Origin of the sequence: Phascolarctobacterium faecium DSM 14760 (assembly GCF_003269275.1) — a bacterium.
GTDB lineage: Bacteria > Bacillota > Negativicutes > Acidaminococcales > Acidaminococcaceae > Phascolarctobacterium > Phascolarctobacterium faecium.
The window spans coordinates 19113-35290 of the sequence record NZ_QLTS01000006.1 but is presented as its reverse complement, the minus strand read 5'-3'; the positions used below and the strand labels follow the sequence as shown (position 1 = coordinate 35290).

Annotated in this window: 14 protein-coding genes and 2 tRNA genes; 5 read left to right on the top strand and 11 right to left on the bottom strand. The window is 46.0% G+C overall.

The features are described from left to right. Positions 1 to 69: 69 nt before the first annotated feature. Positions 70 to 873 carry an ABC transporter ATP-binding protein gene (locus C8D73_RS07520; protein WP_113077798.1) on the bottom strand — a complete coding sequence of 268 codons (804 nt, stop codon included), beginning with the start codon at positions 871 to 873 and terminating at the stop codon, positions 70 to 72. 213 nt (positions 874 to 1086) lie between these two features. Here C8D73_RS07520 and lgt point away from each other — a divergent pair, with 213 nt between their 5' ends. After that, entirely contained in the window at positions 1087 to 1902 is an 816-nt protein-coding gene (gene lgt, locus C8D73_RS07515) for a prolipoprotein diacylglyceryl transferase (protein WP_021717987.1), read from the top strand. A gap of 47 nt (positions 1903 to 1949) precedes the next feature. On the opposite strand, the gene C8D73_RS07510 is transcribed toward lgt, so the two are convergent. The 8 genes from C8D73_RS07510 to C8D73_RS07480 form a co-directional block, all read right to left on the bottom strand. Continuing rightward, positions 1950 to 3353 carry an NCS2 family permease gene (locus tag C8D73_RS07510; RefSeq protein WP_113077797.1) on the bottom strand — a complete coding sequence of 468 codons (1404 nt, stop codon included), beginning with the start codon at positions 3351 to 3353 and terminating at the stop codon, positions 1950 to 1952. A gap of 237 nt (positions 3354 to 3590) precedes the next feature. Beyond that, positions 3591 to 3737 carry a hypothetical protein gene (locus C8D73_RS11220; RefSeq protein WP_021717989.1) on the bottom strand — a complete coding sequence of 49 codons (147 nt, stop codon included), beginning with the start codon at positions 3735 to 3737 and terminating at the stop codon, positions 3591 to 3593. A 24-nt stretch (positions 3738 to 3761) separates the two neighbouring features. Further along, positions 3762 to 4151: a hypothetical protein gene (locus C8D73_RS07505; protein ID WP_113077796.1), complete on the bottom strand. Its 390-nt coding sequence runs from the start codon at positions 4149 to 4151 to the stop codon at positions 3762 to 3764. A gap of 14 nt (positions 4152 to 4165) precedes the next feature. Continuing rightward, the gene (locus C8D73_RS07500; protein ID WP_170123186.1) at positions 4166 to 4816 is read right to left on the bottom strand and encodes a WCX domain-containing protein; all 651 of its coding nucleotides are present in this window, start codon (positions 4814 to 4816) and stop codon (positions 4166 to 4168) included. A gap of 133 nt (positions 4817 to 4949) precedes the next feature. Then, positions 4950 to 6557, bottom strand: a complete 1608-nt coding sequence (locus C8D73_RS07495) for an ArnT family glycosyltransferase (protein ID WP_113077794.1) — start codon at positions 6555 to 6557, stop codon at positions 4950 to 4952. 81 nt (positions 6558 to 6638) lie between these two features. Beyond that, positions 6639 to 7913: a sensor histidine kinase gene (locus C8D73_RS07490; protein ID WP_113077793.1), complete on the bottom strand. Its 1275-nt coding sequence runs from the start codon at positions 7911 to 7913 to the stop codon at positions 6639 to 6641. Further along, a complete protein-coding gene (locus C8D73_RS07485) occupies positions 7906 to 8583 on the bottom strand; it encodes a response regulator transcription factor (protein WP_113077792.1) in 678 nt (225 codons plus the stop codon). The genes C8D73_RS07490 and C8D73_RS07485 overlap by 8 nt, the downstream gene beginning before the upstream one ends. 105 nt (positions 8584 to 8688) lie before the next feature. Then, a complete protein-coding gene (locus C8D73_RS07480; RefSeq protein WP_021717995.1) occupies positions 8689 to 10092 on the bottom strand; it encodes a sodium:solute symporter family protein in 1404 nt (467 codons plus the stop codon). A gap of 309 nt (positions 10093 to 10401) precedes the next feature. Between C8D73_RS07480 and C8D73_RS07475 the strand changes: the two genes are divergently transcribed. The 4 genes from C8D73_RS07475 to C8D73_RS07460 all read left to right on the top strand — a co-directional run bounded on the left by C8D73_RS07475 (position 10402) and on the right by C8D73_RS07460 (position 14075). Then, positions 10402 to 11028 (top strand): TetR/AcrR family transcriptional regulator, encoded by a 627-nt coding sequence (locus tag C8D73_RS07475; RefSeq protein WP_113077791.1) that lies wholly within the window; start codon positions 10402 to 10404, stop codon positions 11026 to 11028. A 93-nt stretch (positions 11029 to 11121) separates the two neighbouring features. Next, positions 11122 to 11198, top strand: a tRNA-Arg gene (locus tag C8D73_RS07470). A 202-nt stretch (positions 11199 to 11400) separates the two neighbouring features. Further along, positions 11401 to 13920, top strand: a complete 2520-nt coding sequence (locus C8D73_RS07465) for a hybrid sensor histidine kinase/response regulator (protein ID WP_113077790.1) — start codon at positions 11401 to 11403, stop codon at positions 13918 to 13920. 78 nt (positions 13921 to 13998) lie between these two features. Continuing rightward, positions 13999 to 14075, top strand: a tRNA-Arg gene (locus C8D73_RS07460). Between the two features lie 52 nt (positions 14076 to 14127). Here C8D73_RS07460 and C8D73_RS07455 read toward each other — a convergent pair. After that, a complete protein-coding gene (locus C8D73_RS07455; protein WP_021717998.1) occupies positions 14128 to 15489 on the bottom strand; it encodes a HAMP domain-containing sensor histidine kinase in 1362 nt (453 codons plus the stop codon). Beyond that, positions 15486 to 16160 carry a response regulator transcription factor gene (locus tag C8D73_RS07450; protein ID WP_113077789.1) on the bottom strand — a complete coding sequence of 225 codons (675 nt, stop codon included), beginning with the start codon at positions 16158 to 16160 and terminating at the stop codon, positions 15486 to 15488. The genes C8D73_RS07455 and C8D73_RS07450 overlap by 4 nt, the downstream gene beginning before the upstream one ends. Between the last annotated feature and the right edge of the window lie 18 nt (positions 16161 to 16178).

Sequence of the window (16178 nt, the reverse complement as noted above, 5' to 3'; positions counted from 1 at the left end):
TTTCCAAATCGATATCATTGCCAAAAGCAGCTTTTTTAACCAGCGCTTCCTGCAGATTTACCTGTTCACTCATTTCATTCCCCTCCTGCAGCCGCCATTCACACATTTCTCATAACCGGTCTTGCTGATACAGCTCAATACATCCAAAGGATCGCCGCTGGTACAGCTTAAAGTGCCCTGATACAAAATATGAGCATGCGAAGCCGGCACATACTTCAAAATATGCCCGACATGAGTAATAATCAGACCGCTGCGCTGACTGCTGAGCGGATTATAAGTGTCACAGTCAAGATTATGGGCACAGCAGGGTTTATCACAGCCGGTGCCGCCACAGGGCTCGTTATGCAGAATGTAGTTGGCAGCCCGTCCTACAAGTGCGATATTTTCCACGTCGACACCTGATTCAGGTTCATCTAAAAGCAGCATATCAGGTTTTTGCGCCATCAGCTGCAGAAGCTCCGAACGTTTCAGTTCACCACCGCTGAAACCTTCATTGACACTGCGGTCGAGAAAATCAGCCAAACCCATCCATCTTGCCATTTGCTCCGTTTCCTGAGGCGTAGCTCCACAGATCTCAATCATATGGCGCAGCGACAAGCCGCGGATCGTCGGCGGACGCTGGATCATTACGCCTACACCTAAACGGGCCCGCTCATAACAAGGAGCTTCGGTAATATCATGACCTTTAAAATAGATTTTACCGCTTAATACCTCATAACGTTCAAAGCCCATGATCGTCCCGATCAAAGTAGATTTACCGGTACCGTTAGGCCCGAATAAAACATGGACCTCACCCGGTTTAATGTGCAGGTTAATATCGTGAAGAATCTGTCTGCCTTGTACGGCAACAGACAGATTTTCTATTTTCAGCATAATTGTATCCCTCTTTCCGAAATTTTTACTGATTTATTATAACATACAATGCCAGCAAAAACCATACTCTAATTGTAGGAATTAAATCATCACACTTCCTGCGCAAGATAGAATTTTCAGACTTACTGTGTTAGAATAATCTTATTCAAACATTTGGGCAGTACTATCCGGCAACTCAAACTATAAATTTACAGGCAGGCACGTGGAGGTTCTATGCATCAGTATTTATTTCACATCGGCGATTTTCCTATCCGTATGTACGGTTTAGTTCTCTGTATGAGCATTTTTTTAGCAACTGGTGTTGCTTACTTTCTGGCCAAACAGGATGGCCGCTGGCAGCAGCATATCCTGGACATTGGTATTTACGGCGGCTTTGCCGGTTTGATCGGCGGACGCCTCTGGGATGTATTCTTTTTCGACTGGGATTATTACCAGCATCATCTGCTGGAGATACCTTTTGTCTGGCAAGGCGGCATGGCAATACAGGGAGGCGTCATCGCCGGCGTTCTGGCAGGCATCTGGTACTGTAAACGGCATCAGATCGACTGGCTCGCTTTAGCCGATATCGTCTGTCCCGCAATTTTGATCGGTCAGGCAATCGGCCGTATGGCCAACCTGCTGAACGGCGATGCTTTCGGAACGCCTACAGGCGGTAATTTTGGTCTTTTATATCCGGAAGGTACGCTGGCTTTTAAAACCTATGGCGCCGTTCCTTTATGGCCAGCCGAGGTTTGGGAAGGCCAGCTGGATATCGTTATCTTCGCGCTCCTGCTTTTATTCCGCACTACTGATCACGCTAAAGGGCAGGCCATGTGTCTGTATGTAATGCTGTATTCAGCTGTACGCTTTGGTCTGGAAATGCTGCGCGGCGATTATGTCGAGCCCTTCTTATTTGGTTTAAAATCGGCCCAGGCTACCAGCCTTTGTTTTTTCCTGATCGCTTTAGGCTTCTTCCTCTATTTTGGCTGGCGTGAAAAACACACTGAAGCTGTACCGCAGATAACTAATAAAAAACGCAGTAAAAAATAAAAATGCACATATTAAAAAGAGGCCGGCTATATGCCGGCCTCTTTTGTTTAATAGAATAACATAAAAACAAAACGCAGCAGGAACATCGCGCTCAAACCACGCACCAACCAGGAAACCTCTGTCCATTTGCCTACTGCCAATTTAACAAAGCTGAACATAATAAAACCGATCGCAATACCATCGGCGATATTATAACCGAAACACATAATCATCATTGTAAAATACGCAGGCACGGCAACTTCCAGATTCCGCCAGTCAATATCGCCAATATCCGATGCCATCATAATACCGACCATGATCAGCACCGGAGCAGTAGCCGCAGCAGGCACCATACCCAGCAGCGGCGCCAGAGATACGCTCAGCAGAAATAATAATGCCGTTACAACAGAAGCAAAGCCTGTCCTGGCGCCTGCCGCCACACCTGTGCTAGACTCGACATAAGTCGTTACCGTCGATGTTCCAAAAAAGGCTCCCATCACGGTAGCAGTCGCATCTGCCAATAAAATCCGTTCGCCATTGATGATATTGCCATCCTCATCAACAAGATTAGCCCTTGAAGCAGTCGCCAGCACAGTACCGATCGTGTCAAACATATCGGCGATCGTCATTGTGATCATCACTGAAAACAATGAAAAAATCATAACTCCGACTCCCTTAGAAATATCAAACAGCTGCACAAAACCGCTCAGGCACTTGCCAAAAGTTTCACTCAAATCACCAATAGGCATCGAACCTGGCAGATGCAGCCCCAACTGCCAGCCGCTGAAAAATTGCAGATAACAACCCAACATCGAAGTAATAATAATACTGAGCAGCATCCCGCCTCTTGTCCCGCGCAGTAAAAAACCGATATTCAGAAAAATCCCTACCAATGCCAGCTTCGCTGAATCATTGGCAAAAGTCAGCGCAGGAATGATACTGCTGTCCAGTTTCATGCTGTCACCCAACGGGATAAAACTTCCCGGATTGGCTGAAAAGCTAAGCAAGGATGCATTTTTTAAACCGATGTACAAAATGAACATCCCTATACCGATGCCGATCGCTTTTTTCAAATGCATCGGTATTTCCGAAATGATCCTGCTGCGCAGTCCGGTAACAGAAACCACAACAAAAATAATACCTGACAGCAGTACCGCTCCCAAGCCCTGCTCCCAGGTATAACCCATGGCCCCGCATAAAGTATAGGCAAAGAAGGCATTAATCCCCATTCCCGGAGCCAACCCAAAAGGAGCATTGGCGTATAAGGCCATCAGCAGTGTACCTGCAGCCGCAGCCAGGCAGGTGGCCAGCATTACCGTACCTTTATCCATACCGGCAGCAGCCATGATCTGCGGATTGACGAAAATGATATACGCCATCGTCACAAAGGACGTAATTCCTCCGATCGTCTCACGCTGCCAAGTGGTTTTACGCTCCTGAAACTTAAAAAAACTTGCTACAAAATCATTCATTTGCCGCTTCCTCCGGTCATTTTTACATTTCACAAACTGTTCAAAGGTTTGCCCTTTTTCTGTCAAATGTCTGTTGTATACTTAAAGCATAGCAAGTGATGAACTTGCTACACCCTTCCCATCAAATTCATCATAAACAGCTTTCCTATGGAGAAACCGTTCGCTACCATCCCCAGCGAACGGTTTTCTCTTTGTCCGCAGAACACTGAAAATAAAGTCGTGCCGTACAGCACGACTTTATTTTTTTACGGCTTCAGCAACGGCTTTCATACAGGCTACCAAAGATCCTTTTTCACGATGATGATTGATACACTCGCAGCACTTGCCATGACGCACACAGTTCACCATTTTACAGGTACAGTTGGCTTCGTTGCAATTCACCATTTTCATACCTCCCCTGATACTGATTTATCTATATCTGCGTAAAGGACACAGAACCTCTGCATATTTACCCTTGGCATTCTGCAGAGTAATGTTAACAGCCCACATAGGCATTCCAGCATCATCCTCAGTATGCGTACACTGAAACAACCGCTTCCCGCCAATAAATTTAATGATATCTTCCAATTCCAAAAGCAGAACCAAATCCTCACGACTATAGGCATCCAGCCCCTCGTCTGAAAAAAAGACTGTCGCTACTACCAGCTCTTCCATCTGCCAGCATTCCAGGACGTAGGGCCTGCCGCCAATGATCGAGCCTTTGTAATAACCGATATCAAGCACACCGTCAGCATCCGGTTCGTAGGGGGAAGGGATATATTCACTTCTATTGGGAACAGGGAATTTTATTGCTTGCATAATACACTCCTAGATTATTTGTATTGATTCAGAACTTTTTTACAATATTTGACAAAATCTTTTTTGACATTTGCAGGCTCAGTCACTTTAACTTTATTTCCAAAGCCGAACATCCAGCCGTAAAAAGCCTGGTCAACAACGGCAGTACCTTCGATGACACTTGTTTCTTCCTTACTTTTTTTCACTTTACTGTCAGCCAGATATTCCAGCACGACCGGCACTATTTCGTTACTGCAGCGTAATTCAACGGGACATAACAACTCAGCAGCATCATATTTCTGTGCTTTCAAGTTTTCTCTCAATGTTTCGGCCTGATACCTGCTGGCTAACCGAGCCAGCTTGTCTACCAGCTTCTGGGCCTTATTTTGGGTAATAGCAGAAGATTTAACCACTGCTTCTGCCAGCAGCTGCAGCTCAGACAGCGTAAAAAGCCTGCTGCCAATTCTATAAATATTGGCTCTGCTGCGTGTAGCAATAACATCCAAGCCAAAAGCCTGCAGTGTAGCGATATCGTCATACAAGCTTTTCCGTTCGGCAGGTATTTCCAGCTCTGCCAATCTTTCGATCAGCTGCTGTACTGTAAGTACATGCTTTTCGTCAGTTTCTTCAAGCAGAATCTGCTGCAGATACAGCAACTTTGCTTTTTGATTTGCTTTTTTTGACATAATCCGCACCTTCTTTTCGGAAATGCTTATAATTCCACTAAATACTATATTAGCCACAAAAACTCTTTTCCCTGCCGTATCGGTAATTTTTTTACAAAAAAATACTCTGGCCTCAGCCAGAGTACAAAATATTCTATCCCTGCACAATATACCAGCCTTTATTTTCTCCGGCCAGCAGCAAATAGGTATCGGCATTGTCCATAAAGCCCTGTAAGGCTTTTCTCTGCACAACGACCACGTTATCTTTTACCCCTGCATAGCTTTTCAGCTCGGCATAGGGCATAACGTTTTTACTGCTCCAGCTGAAGGCTTTAGGTTTGAAGCCTTCGATCTCGTCCTGCGGCAATAATTTTACCAGTTTCTTCCCGGAATAAAATACCGCTGATGTCGGATATTCGCCATACAATCCGATTTCAGCCTTCTCAGGATACTTGTTCTGCAGCTGCAGTGCCAGCTGCTTGCCTGAACGCAGGCCGCTCAACGGCACTGCCACCGTGGGAATCAGCGCCAGATTGAAAAACAGAGCCATTGCGGCAACAGCTGCCGTCAGATATTTTTTATTACAGCTTTTAACAGCATACACCAGCCCAAGGCCTGCCAGTGCTGTCAGCAACACTAAAAATTCATCCTGTACCGGAGCTATGCCCTTAAAACGGCACCAATAAACTGCTCCGGCTAAAACAGCGTAAAATAATCCGTGGAACAGCAAATAGCCGCGGCTGAACACTCTGGAACCTTTGACCGCCAAGTAACGGCCTAACAGTAACGCTGCCGGAAACAAAAGCGGGTATGTATAAGTGATATACTTTGTAGCCATATTCTGAAAAAAAACAAACACTATAGCCGCCCAGAGCAACAGAAACACAGTTAAATCATCAGGCCGCTGCCAGCTTCCCTGTTTTCTGAATTTCTGCCACAGACACTGCGGCAGAAACCCGCTCCAGGGAAACAAAGCCAGAATATTTACAAGAGTATAATAATAAATGACATTGTCACGGGGGTGTTCGGAAACAGTAGCCCGCAGCAAGTTATGCGTTCCCAAAAAAGTTTTTGTAAAAGCATCGCCATGTAAACTGATCATGGCCAGATACCAAGGCAGCCCTATGATCAGAAACAGCAAAGTACCGCTGCAGAGCTTCATTTGTTTCAATTCCTGCCAGCTTTTAGTAACAGCCAGAAACAGAAATATGATAAGCCCCGGCAGCAAAAAACCGATTGGCCCTTTGGTCAGCGTTGCCAAAGCGGCGCCGGCATACATCACGTAATAATACTTTTTCTGCGGCGTACTGTAGCCCAAATAAAAGAAAAGCAAGACCGCGCTGAAAAAGAAAAATAAGATCGCATCAGTGATGACTGATTTGCTGATCAGGAAAAATTCAACTGATGTTAAAAGCACTAAACCACTGTAAAAAGCAGTTTTATCATCAAAAAGTTTTTTTGCGCCCCAGATAAGCAGCCCCAGACCTGCCAAACCAAAACAGGACGGAAAGAAACGGGCAGCGAATTCGGTAAAGCCGAATATTTTGAACCCCAATGCCGTCAGCCAGTAAAAAAACACCGGTTTATCAAACCAATATTGTCCGTAAATCTGCGGCGACAGCCAGTCTCCCGATACCACCATCTCCTTAGCGGTCAGCGCGTAATTTGACTCTACCGAGTCTGTGATCAGTAAAGATCCGTTAAACACAAATAATAGCAATAATGCAGCCAGCCAAAAAACAGTCCAACTTTTCCTGCTCATAAAAAACAACTCCTTGCCTTTATTTCAGCCTTATCATAAAAAATGCGGCTGAAAATAACCTGAAACAAGGAGTTGTTATTTTTAATATTGTACCGTTAATGGCAGCTTGACAATAAAGCTGCTGCCGCCATTTTTTTTACTCTCAACTTCAATCGTCCCATGATGCTGCTCAACGATCAGCTTGGCAATCGGCAATCCTAAGCCAAAACCGCCTTCAGCACGCGTCCTTGCTTTATCGACCCGGTAAAATCTTTCAAAAATCCGCTCGATATCTTGGGTATCAATGCCAATGCCTTCATCCTCGACCTTGATAACAAGCTGGCGGTTTTGCCGCAGTGCACTGACTGTGACCGTCCCTCTAGCCGAATACTTGATAGCATTATCAACTAAAATCGTCAGCAGCTGTTCCAAACGCATCCGGTCGCCCCAAATGATCAAACGTTCCTGTGCCAGCCGCTGCTCCAGCTTTAAGCCCTTCTGTTCTGCCAGCATACTTAAAGTACCAAGTGTCTGCTCAAACAGCACGTTAAAATTGACCTGCTCCAGTTTAAGATCACCGGCGCCAGCGTCATTGCGGGCCAGTGACAGCAACGCTGCAACCAGATTATTCATCCGTTTTATTTCTATGCGCATTGTTTTCAGAGTATCGACAGTAAATTCACTAAAATTACTGTCCGTATCCCCTTCCATACCCTCTGCGGCTATCCCCATTACTGTAAGCGGAGTCCGCAGTTCATGTGAAGCATCGGCAACAAATTCACGCTGACGTTTAAACATTTCCCTGATCGGCTTAATACTACGCCCTGCCAGGTAATAACCGACGCCGGCTCCGCAGCAGATAAAAAACAGGCTCATCAGAACGAGCCAGAGGATCTCGCCCTTTTCTTCATAATAATAGTCGCTCAAATCCTTAAACATATATAAAGTTGCAACACTGGCATTTCCGTCCAGTATCTGATCCCTCCCAATAAGGTAGATCCACAGCCGGTCATTTGCATCGCGCAAAGTTACCCATTTTACTTTTCTGTCATGCTGCGGCCACTCACTGCGCAGTGCCAGTAATTGTTGACCAACGGGACTGCCGCTGACCTGATCGTGCAGCAGCACATCCGAACCCGGCTGCAGCATATAAGCCAATTCCCTGCCGACTTCAATAGAGTGCTTGGACACCGGCAATTCACCGCTTGCTACAAACTCCTCACCTTCATGGATGATCAGTTCGCGCATCTCCTGCTTTTCATGCGTCAGCACAGAATGACCCAACAGAATAATGCAGCCTGTAACGATCATTACTACTAGCAGGGAAAAAATACCTGTATAAATAATGGTGAGCTTTAAACGTAATTTATCAAACATCCTCTACCTCTAACATATAACCGACACCACGAACAGTCTTGATCAGGCTTTCTGCTCCGATAGACGCCAATTTCAATCGCAGCGAACGGATATGCACATCCAGATTATTTTCGGTAACATCGCCGTCTATACCCCAGACACGTTCCAAAAGCAGCTCCCTCGGCAAAATCTGCCCTGCATTGATCAATAACAGTTCCATCAGCTTAAACTCACGTGGGCGCAGCTGTATCTTCTTGTTTTTATAGCCTACAGTATAGTCTTTAACGGCTAAGGTAACACCTTTACAGACATAATCCTCCTGCTTGTAGCTGCCCTGACGGCGCACCAAGGCATGCAGCCTGGCCAACAGCTCGGCCATTTCAAACGGCTTGACCAAATAATCATCGGCGCCTTCGTTAAGGCCGACCACCTTATCTTCCACACTGTCACGAGCTGTCAGCAGCAAAATTTTGCCCTGGTATTCTTCTGCACGCAGACGTTTACACAAAGCTATGCCATCAAGCTTCGGCATCATCCAATCCAAAATCAAAACATCATAGCCGTCACGATAACACTGCTCATAAGCAGCCTCGCCGTCTTCCACCCAGTCAGTTTTGATATTTTCCTTTTTCAGCAGATTCTGCAGTAGCCGTCCCAGATTTTTATCATCTTCAGCTAACAGTATTTTCATTGCGTTCACCTCTCTGGCAACTTATACCATACCCATATTAAAATTAGCTGAATTTGCGATAAATCCTGCAAAAAAAAGGACGCCGCAGCGTCCTTTTTTAAAAAATTATTCGGCTGTATCTGCCGCAAGCTTTTTACCCGGCTGCAGCACAGCTACAACGGCGTAAGTCAAAATGCAGGCAAACCATTCCATATAAATAACATTCGGGAAAATACGTACTGCCGGTACAAACTGCCACAATACCAGCATGATAAAACCGACCAGCAGTGTCCAGAAACCGGCAGCCTTACAGCTGTACTGCGGGAAAAACAACGCCACAATAACAATAACACTGAAAGCAGCCGTCAGGCTGAGACCAATCATGATCGTTCCCAAAATGCTGGAAACACCCATCGCCATCCCCAGCGTCAGTACGCCGGAGATCACAATGCACAGACGCATCATCGTCAGCTGCTTGGCATCTGAACATTTAGGGTTGATAAAACGTTTATAAATATCGTTGGAAAACAGAGTACCCGCTGAAAGCAGCAGGTTACAGGCAGTTGAAACATCGGCCGCCCACAAAGCAGCCAGAGTAACGCCCGCCAGTACAGGCTGCAGCCCGACAATGACCTGCGGCAAAGCCAAAGCTGCCTGAGCGTCAGGATACATGGATTTGGCACAAATACCCAGCAGTGCCGCCAAAACGCCTACCGGAAGCATGATAATACCGCCCCAGACAAAGCCTTTTCTTGCAGTAGCGGCATCTTTAGCACCCAGTGAAATCTGCAGAATACTCTGCAGCGACAAATTCACTGTAACCAAAGTAATTACCCAGCTGGCAATCGTTTTCAGCCCAACCCCTTCGGTAAAGCTGAACCAAGGGACGTTAGCGGGCAGTGTCTTGGCCAGAGTATCAATGCCGCCAACCTTATCCAGCTGGATAAAGGTAGCTACCACGATCCCAAAATAAATCAAAATAATGTTTAGAACATTTGTCAATGAAGCCGACCACATACCGCCGATAAAGGTGATACTGATAAAAGTAATCGCGCTGACCAGCATACCTGTTTTAAAATCAAAAACCTCTGGCATGATAGCATGCAGGATACTGCCGCCGGCGATATATTGCAGTGAAATAATTACCAATTGGATAACGATTTGGCAGAACACGCCCAAAATAACGGCATTCGTGCCATGATGTCGTTCGATAAGTTCAGAAATAGTAGTGATGTTTTGCTCGCGGTATTTCTTCGCCATAAAAATACCCATCACGATAGCGCCTATTGCCCAGGCAATAGTATACCAGCCGGCAGATAAACCGACCCTGAAAGCATGCTCTGAAACACCGATCGTCGAAGCCCCGCCAACAGCCAGACCGATGATCGTGACCGCGATAAGCGGCGCCGATAATCTGCGGCCTGCCAGCGCATAATTTTCCGCATTGCCTTCGCTGCGCTTTTTAGCAAACCAACTGATACCGAACAATGCTATGATGTAAAGTATCAGTATCGCTAAAGAAACTGACATAAAAATACCCCTCCCGATTTTTTGGCAATAAAAAACGCCCGCTATTGTGGACGGCCAAAGAGTAACTTTATTGTACGCAAAGTTTACATTAAAGTCAAGCAGAACTTACACAATTTCACACAAAACTGCTGTGCAGGAATATAATATGTACATTTGTTTTTGTAGACAACACCTATTGCTTTTTCATATAAAAGAATCCTTGCACAATAATTTATACAGTGATATAATTAATTGTGTTTGTTTTACTGTGTCTTTGATTATAATTATTAATTTTAACAATTTATTTGTGAATATTAGAACCTAAGGGAGATGATTATCATCGGCAGGAAATCACGCAACACAGATCAGGCCTTAATTAAGGCGGGCATAGAATTAATTGCTCAGGGTAATTACGACCCGACTGTACGCGCTATTTGTACTTTAGCAAACGTTAACCAGGGTATGTTTGTTTACTACTTTGGTTTTAAAGAAGAATATATGAAAGTCCTTTTTCAAAAAATTTACGAAGATTATCTTTCCAAATTGCAGGATTATCCTGAAAAGGATGCCAAAGCCGCTATCCAGCTGCAGCAGATCTTCTACCGTATGACAAAATATTTTATCGAAAACTTCAATACGGCAAACTTTCTGACTGAAGCCTTATATCACAGCAAAGCTGCCTCCTATTTCACAAACTACCGCGTCCAGCATTTTATCTTCGTCCGCACACTTATCGAACAGGCCCAGCGTGAAGGCGATATCTGCAGCGATATGAACAGTTATGAAATCTACACGACTTTGCAGAGTATACTGATCCAGCCGATAATTATCAAAAATAATATCTTACAGCAGCATAAAAACGAACCGCTGATGGATAAACTAAAACTTATTGACGTTTCCTCAGAAAGCAGTCTGCAAAAAAGGCTGCGCGTTGCTTTTAAAGGCCTTCGCCCCTGATAAACGCCTCTGACAATATTAAAAAAAGCAGTTGACATTTTTCCAGAATCATATATAATAATATCGTTGCTTAGTAATCCAAGCAGCTTCAATGACTCCGTAGCTCAGTTGGATAGAGCGTTTGACTACGAATCAAAAGGTCGCAGGTTCGAATCCTGCCGGGGCCACCATTGCCATTGACGCATTCCTTTCCGGAATGCGTTTTTTTATTGCCTTCTGGCACCGACATGCCTGTCCGATACCAGCAACTTTCCCGCTCCCATTTTTGCTTTTCTTTAATATTTTTAATATTAAAGCTTGAAAATAATGCTATAATAAAATTAAATATCTATTTTATCCTAAAGACTGGACCGTAAATAAGCGGAGGGCATTATGTTGAATATACCTCAGGAAAAACTTACAGCAATAAAAAATTTTGCACACCAATATATCTTTAAGCTGCTTTGTCAGCAGGACATTCCCTTTATCCTCGCTCATCTCGACCCGCAGCTAATCGGTATCGGTGCCGCTGAGCACAATTATTATGATACACCACAGGCAGCCAAAGATTTTATTCTTTCACTGGAAGGGCAGATTCCCGCCTGTGAATTATTGAATGAAGAATGGACTATCCTCCCGCTGGCACAAGGCCTCTATCTTGCCCAAGGGCGTCATTATCTTACCTCCGACGAGGATCAGCAGTTGCTCGTTCAGACACATCAGCGGGCAACGATCGTCATACGCGATCTGGGCAGTGATTTCAGCTATGTCTACATCAATCTTTCCCATCCCTATCAGGAATTGCAGGGTACAGAAAACTTTCCTTTTCAGGTAGGCTCGCAGACTTATAAATATATGGAAGCAGAGCTTAACAAAGCCAAAGAACAACTGCAGCAAAAGCAGCAGCAAATGGAAGTCGTACTGCATTCTGTCAACGGCGGCGTCAAATCCAGCAATGACGACGATACCTATTCTTATGCCTATATCAGCGAAGAGCTGCCTGGTATGTTTGGTTATACTATGGAAGAATTCAAAAAATTTACCGGCAACAACGCTATGGGAATGGTCTATCCGCCGGATCTGCCCAGGGCTTTGGCTGACTGCAACGAATGTTTTAAGGACGGAAATCCTACTTACTCGACAAAATACCGCGTGCCTTGTAAAGACGGCAGCCTGAAATGGGTCATGGACAGCGGCCGTAAAACAAAAACTCCTGAGGGCAATACGATCATCAACAGTATTTATCTGGATATAACAAAAGATGAAGAAGCCCGCCAAAGCGAGCTGAATCACGAACGCCGCACCAAACAGCAGTATTATGACCTGCTTTCAAGCATCAACTCTAATTACTATTTCATCTATCTTGTTAATCTTGAAGACGGTTCCGGTATCCCTCTGCGCCTGCCGGAAACAGAGTGCGCTGTTTTTACAAGCTACAGTACCAACGGCCTGTATGATATCGAACCGCTGGTGCGCAGCCATTTTCATCCTGATGACAGCGCCAAGATTCTAGAACATTTCTCTCTGTCCGGTCTGCGCAGGCAAAAAAAGGACCGTCATATCGATTTTGCCCTGGAATGCCGCAGCCGCCTTTTTGGTTCCGAATATCGCTGGACCGCCTTTAATTCGACCTTGCTGGCTCAAAGTGACGGTTATCATCAGATCATTCTTACCCTGCGCGATATCCACGAGGATAAATTGAAGGAACTGCGGGAACAGCAGGCTTTGCAGGAGGCCTTTGACGCCGCTAAAGCTGCCAATATGGCTAAAAATGAATTTCTTTCGCGTATGAGCCATGATATCCGTACCCCGATGAACGCCATTATGGGGATGACTGCCATTGCCGGTAAATATCTGGACGACAAAGACCGTATCCAGGATTGTCTTGCCAAAATAACTACTGCCAGCAATCATCTTTTGAACCTGATCAACGAAGTGCTTGATATGGCTAAAATCGAAAGCGGCAAGCTCAATCTTCTGGAGGAAGATTTTTCTATCAGTGCAATGCTGCAGGAATTGCTTGATTTGATCAATCCGCAGCTTTTAGTTAAAAAACATCATTTCACTCTGACTAAGGCACCGGAACTGCGCGATAATGTTCTGGGCGATAAGCTGCGCTTGAAACAGCTGCTGCTCAATATCTTAGCCAATGCCATCAAATATACGCCTCCATATGGCAGTATTTCTTTAGAGGTACGCGAAACACACTCCCGGCTCCACGATACTATTGGCTACGAATTTATTATTACAGATAACGGCATCGGTATGGACTCTGAATTCGCCGCCAAAATTTTTGAACCGTTCGCCCGTGCGTCCGATTCGCGAACCAGCGAAATAGAAGGTACAGGGCTGGGAATGACCATCGCCCTCAACATCGCCCGTATGATGAACGGCACAATCGATGTCCAAAGCACCTTAGGCAAAGGCTCGGCCTTTAAGGCTACGGTTTACCTGCGCCCGCACCAGCAAATACGCAGCAGCAAGGCTTCAGCGCCTGCCGCCGGCATCGACAGTCTGCAGGAAATAAGCTGCCGTGGCAAACAAGTCCTCCTTGTTGAAGACAATGAACTTAATCTGGAAATAGCTGTAGAACTATTAAAATATGCCGGACTGAATATCACCACCGCCAAAAACGGTCTGGAAGGGCTGGATAAATTTAAAGCCGCACCTCCCGGGACCTATGTCCTGATATTGATGGATATCCAAATGCCCGTTATGAATGGCCTGGAAGCGGCTAAAGCGATCCGCGCCCTGCCTGTTAAAGATGCCCAAACTGTGCCTATCGTCGCGATGACGGCCAACGCTTTTCCTGAAGATATTGCCGCCACCTTGCAGGCAGGAATGAATGAACATCTCAGTAAACCGATCGATTTAGAGCAGTTTCATAGCATCCTGCAAAAATGGTGTCAGTAAATTTAACAAAAGTTGTTGACAACAGCACTGCAATCAGATATAATATCATCGTTGCCTAAAGATTTAGGCAATCTCAATGACTCCGTAGCTCAGTTGGATAGAGCGTTTGACTACGAATCAAAAGGTCGCAGGTTCGAATCCTGCCGGGGCCACCAGAAATTAAAGCTCACTTCTTGCGAAGTGAGCTTTTTTGTTTGCCTATTTATTTTACGAAGGCCGCAGCGGGATCGTAAAGCTGAAAGTACTGCCTGCCCCTAAGGTACTGACAGCGCTTACTGTTCCTCCATGACTTTCGACCATCCATTTCACCATCGCCAGCCCTAAACCGGTACCGCTGTCGTCACCACTGCTGCGGGCGGTATTGACTCTGTAAAAACGTTTCCAGATTTTTGGCAGCTCGGCTGCGCTGATCCCAATGCCATCATCGCGAACAGTACCGACCGCATTTTTACCGTCACTCTTTAAAGTAAGCCAGATCTGCCCCTGCTGCCTGCCATACTTTACCGCATTAGTCAGCAGGTTAAGCCAGATACGCATCATCAGAGTCTGATCAGCTTTAACTAAGATTCCCGGTTCGATCTCTGCCGTCAGCGTGACCGCTTTGGATTCTGCCAGCCCCTGGGCTTCCTCTGCCACCATCTCGGTCAGTTCGCTTAAATCAAATTCTTCCAAATGCAGGCTTTCTTTATGCCTGTCCGCCCGAGACAGCTGCAACAGCTGATTGACCAGCTTCGACATTTTCCCGGCCTGCTGCAGCACTCCCTGCAGTGCCTGCTGCTTGCTTTCCAGATCAGGCGACTGTAAACCACATTCAGCCTGCGCGATGATCACCGAGGTCGGTGTTCGCAATTCGTGGGAAGCATCGTCGGTAAACTGTCGCTCGGCTTCAAAAGCATCCTCAAGTCTGGCAAACATCCCGTCAAAGGTTTTCGCCAGCGTATCGATCTCATCATCAGCGCCTTCCAGTTCGATCCTTTTGGACAGATCACTGCCGCTGCTGATCTGCGCGGCTGCTTCCGTGATCCGTGTTACCGGACGAAAAGCCTTTTTAGTGATCCAGTAGCCGCCCAAGGCAGCCAGTAGGACCAGCAGCGGAAAAAACAATGCGCACTGCCGCAAAATCTTATCCCGTTCCGCATATGCAGAACTGAGCGGTACCGTTCCACGTACCCAGTAAAAATTATCAGCATGACGCGGTTTAAAATAAAAGTCATATACAAACCAGTTTTGCTGGTCACTTCCGGCCTTCTGCAGCAGCTCGTCTGCAAAGGGTGTTTCCGGCAGACCGCTGGCCACAAGGCCCGTGATCATCTGACCATTCTCGTGATATACAGCAAGCCTGACCCCGTCCTTTAAAAAATCCAGTTTCTCCAGACGCAGACGGCCATTGCTTTCGACCTTCAGTTCTTCGGCAAAATCATAGACCTCTTCTTCCAGCTTGTTCTGTACACCCAACAGCAACACCTTGTCTGTTGCCAGCAAAACAGCCGTAAAAATAGCACTCAAAATTATCACGATCAACCCTGTATACCACAAGGTTATTTTCATTTTAACAGACAGCTTTTTCATAAAGTCTCCTTCAGCACATAGCCGGCGCCGCGCACTGTCTGGATAAGTTTTTTCTCAAACCCGTCATCTACTTTTTTCCGCAGATAGCGGATATATACGTCGACTACATTGGAACCGCCCTCAAAATCATAGTCCCAAACATGGTTTTCGATTGTTTCGCGTGCTAAGACTACGCCCTGATTGCGCAGTAAATACTCCAGAACAGCAAATTCTTTAGCGGAAAGCTGCAATTCGCGCCCGTCTCTGCTGACGCGGCGGCTGTTCAGATCCATTTCCAGACCACCGCACTGCAGCACGTTCGACACCTGTCCATTGCTGCGGCGCAGCAGCACCCGTAAACGCGCCACCAACTCGTCAAAAGCAAATGGTTTGACTAAATAATCATCAGCCCCCAGATCAAGACCAGCGACGCGGTCTTCAACACTGCCCCGCGCCGTCAGCAGCAGCACCGGAGTTTTATCGCCGGCATTACGCATTTTTTTCAGTACCGACAACCCATCGACTCCGGGCAGCATAATATCTAAAATGACGGCATCATAGGCTGTAAGCTGTAAATAATCAAGAGCTTCCAGACCATCGCCGCAGGCATCGACGCTATAACCGCTTCCCTGCAGCTGCTTTTTCAGCACCTCACGCAGGTCAGGCTCATCTTCCACAAATAAAAGTCTCATAGCCGCAACCTCCTCAAT

Bases quoted from the DNA above. Each gene is read 5' to 3' on its own strand.
- C8D73_RS07495 (WP_113077794.1), bottom strand. From the start codon at position 6,557: ATGAGCAGGAAAAGTTGGACTGTTTTTTGGCTGGCTGCATTATTGCTA.
- lgt (WP_021717987.1), top strand. From the start codon at position 1,087: ATGCATCAGTATTTATTTCACATCGGCGATTTTCCTATCCGTATGTAC.
- C8D73_RS07505 (WP_113077796.1), bottom strand. From the start codon at position 4,151: ATGCAAGCAATAAAATTCCCTGTTCCCAATAGAAGTGAATATATCCCT.
- C8D73_RS07455 (WP_021717998.1), bottom strand. From the start codon at position 15,489: ATGAAAAAGCTGTCTGTTAAAATGAAAATAACCTTGTGGTATACAGGG.
- C8D73_RS07500 (WP_170123186.1), bottom strand. From the start codon at position 4,816: ATGTCAAAAAAAGCAAATCAAAAAGCAAAGTTGCTGTATCTGCAGCAG.
- C8D73_RS07465 (WP_113077790.1), top strand. From the start codon at position 11,401: ATGTTGAATATACCTCAGGAAAAACTTACAGCAATAAAAAATTTTGCA.
- C8D73_RS07475 (WP_113077791.1), top strand. From the start codon at position 10,402: ATGATTATCATCGGCAGGAAATCACGCAACACAGATCAGGCCTTAATT.
- C8D73_RS07485 (WP_113077792.1), bottom strand. From the start codon at position 8,583: ATGAAAATACTGTTAGCTGAAGATGATAAAAATCTGGGACGGCTACTG.
- C8D73_RS11220 (WP_021717989.1), bottom strand. From the start codon at position 3,737: ATGGTGAATTGCAACGAAGCCAACTGTACCTGTAAAATGGTGAACTGT.
- C8D73_RS07480 (WP_021717995.1), bottom strand. From the start codon at position 10,092: ATGTCAGTTTCTTTAGCGATACTGATACTTTACATCATAGCATTGTTC.
- C8D73_RS07490 (WP_113077793.1), bottom strand. From the start codon at position 7,913: ATGTTTGATAAATTACGTTTAAAGCTCACCATTATTTATACAGGTATT.
- C8D73_RS07450 (WP_113077789.1), bottom strand. From the start codon at position 16,160: ATGAGACTTTTATTTGTGGAAGATGAGCCTGACCTGCGTGAGGTGCTG.
- C8D73_RS07510 (WP_113077797.1), bottom strand. From the start codon at position 3,353: ATGAATGATTTTGTAGCAAGTTTTTTTAAGTTTCAGGAGCGTAAAACC.
- C8D73_RS07520 (WP_113077798.1), bottom strand. From the start codon at position 873: ATGCTGAAAATAGAAAATCTGTCTGTTGCCGTACAAGGCAGACAGATT.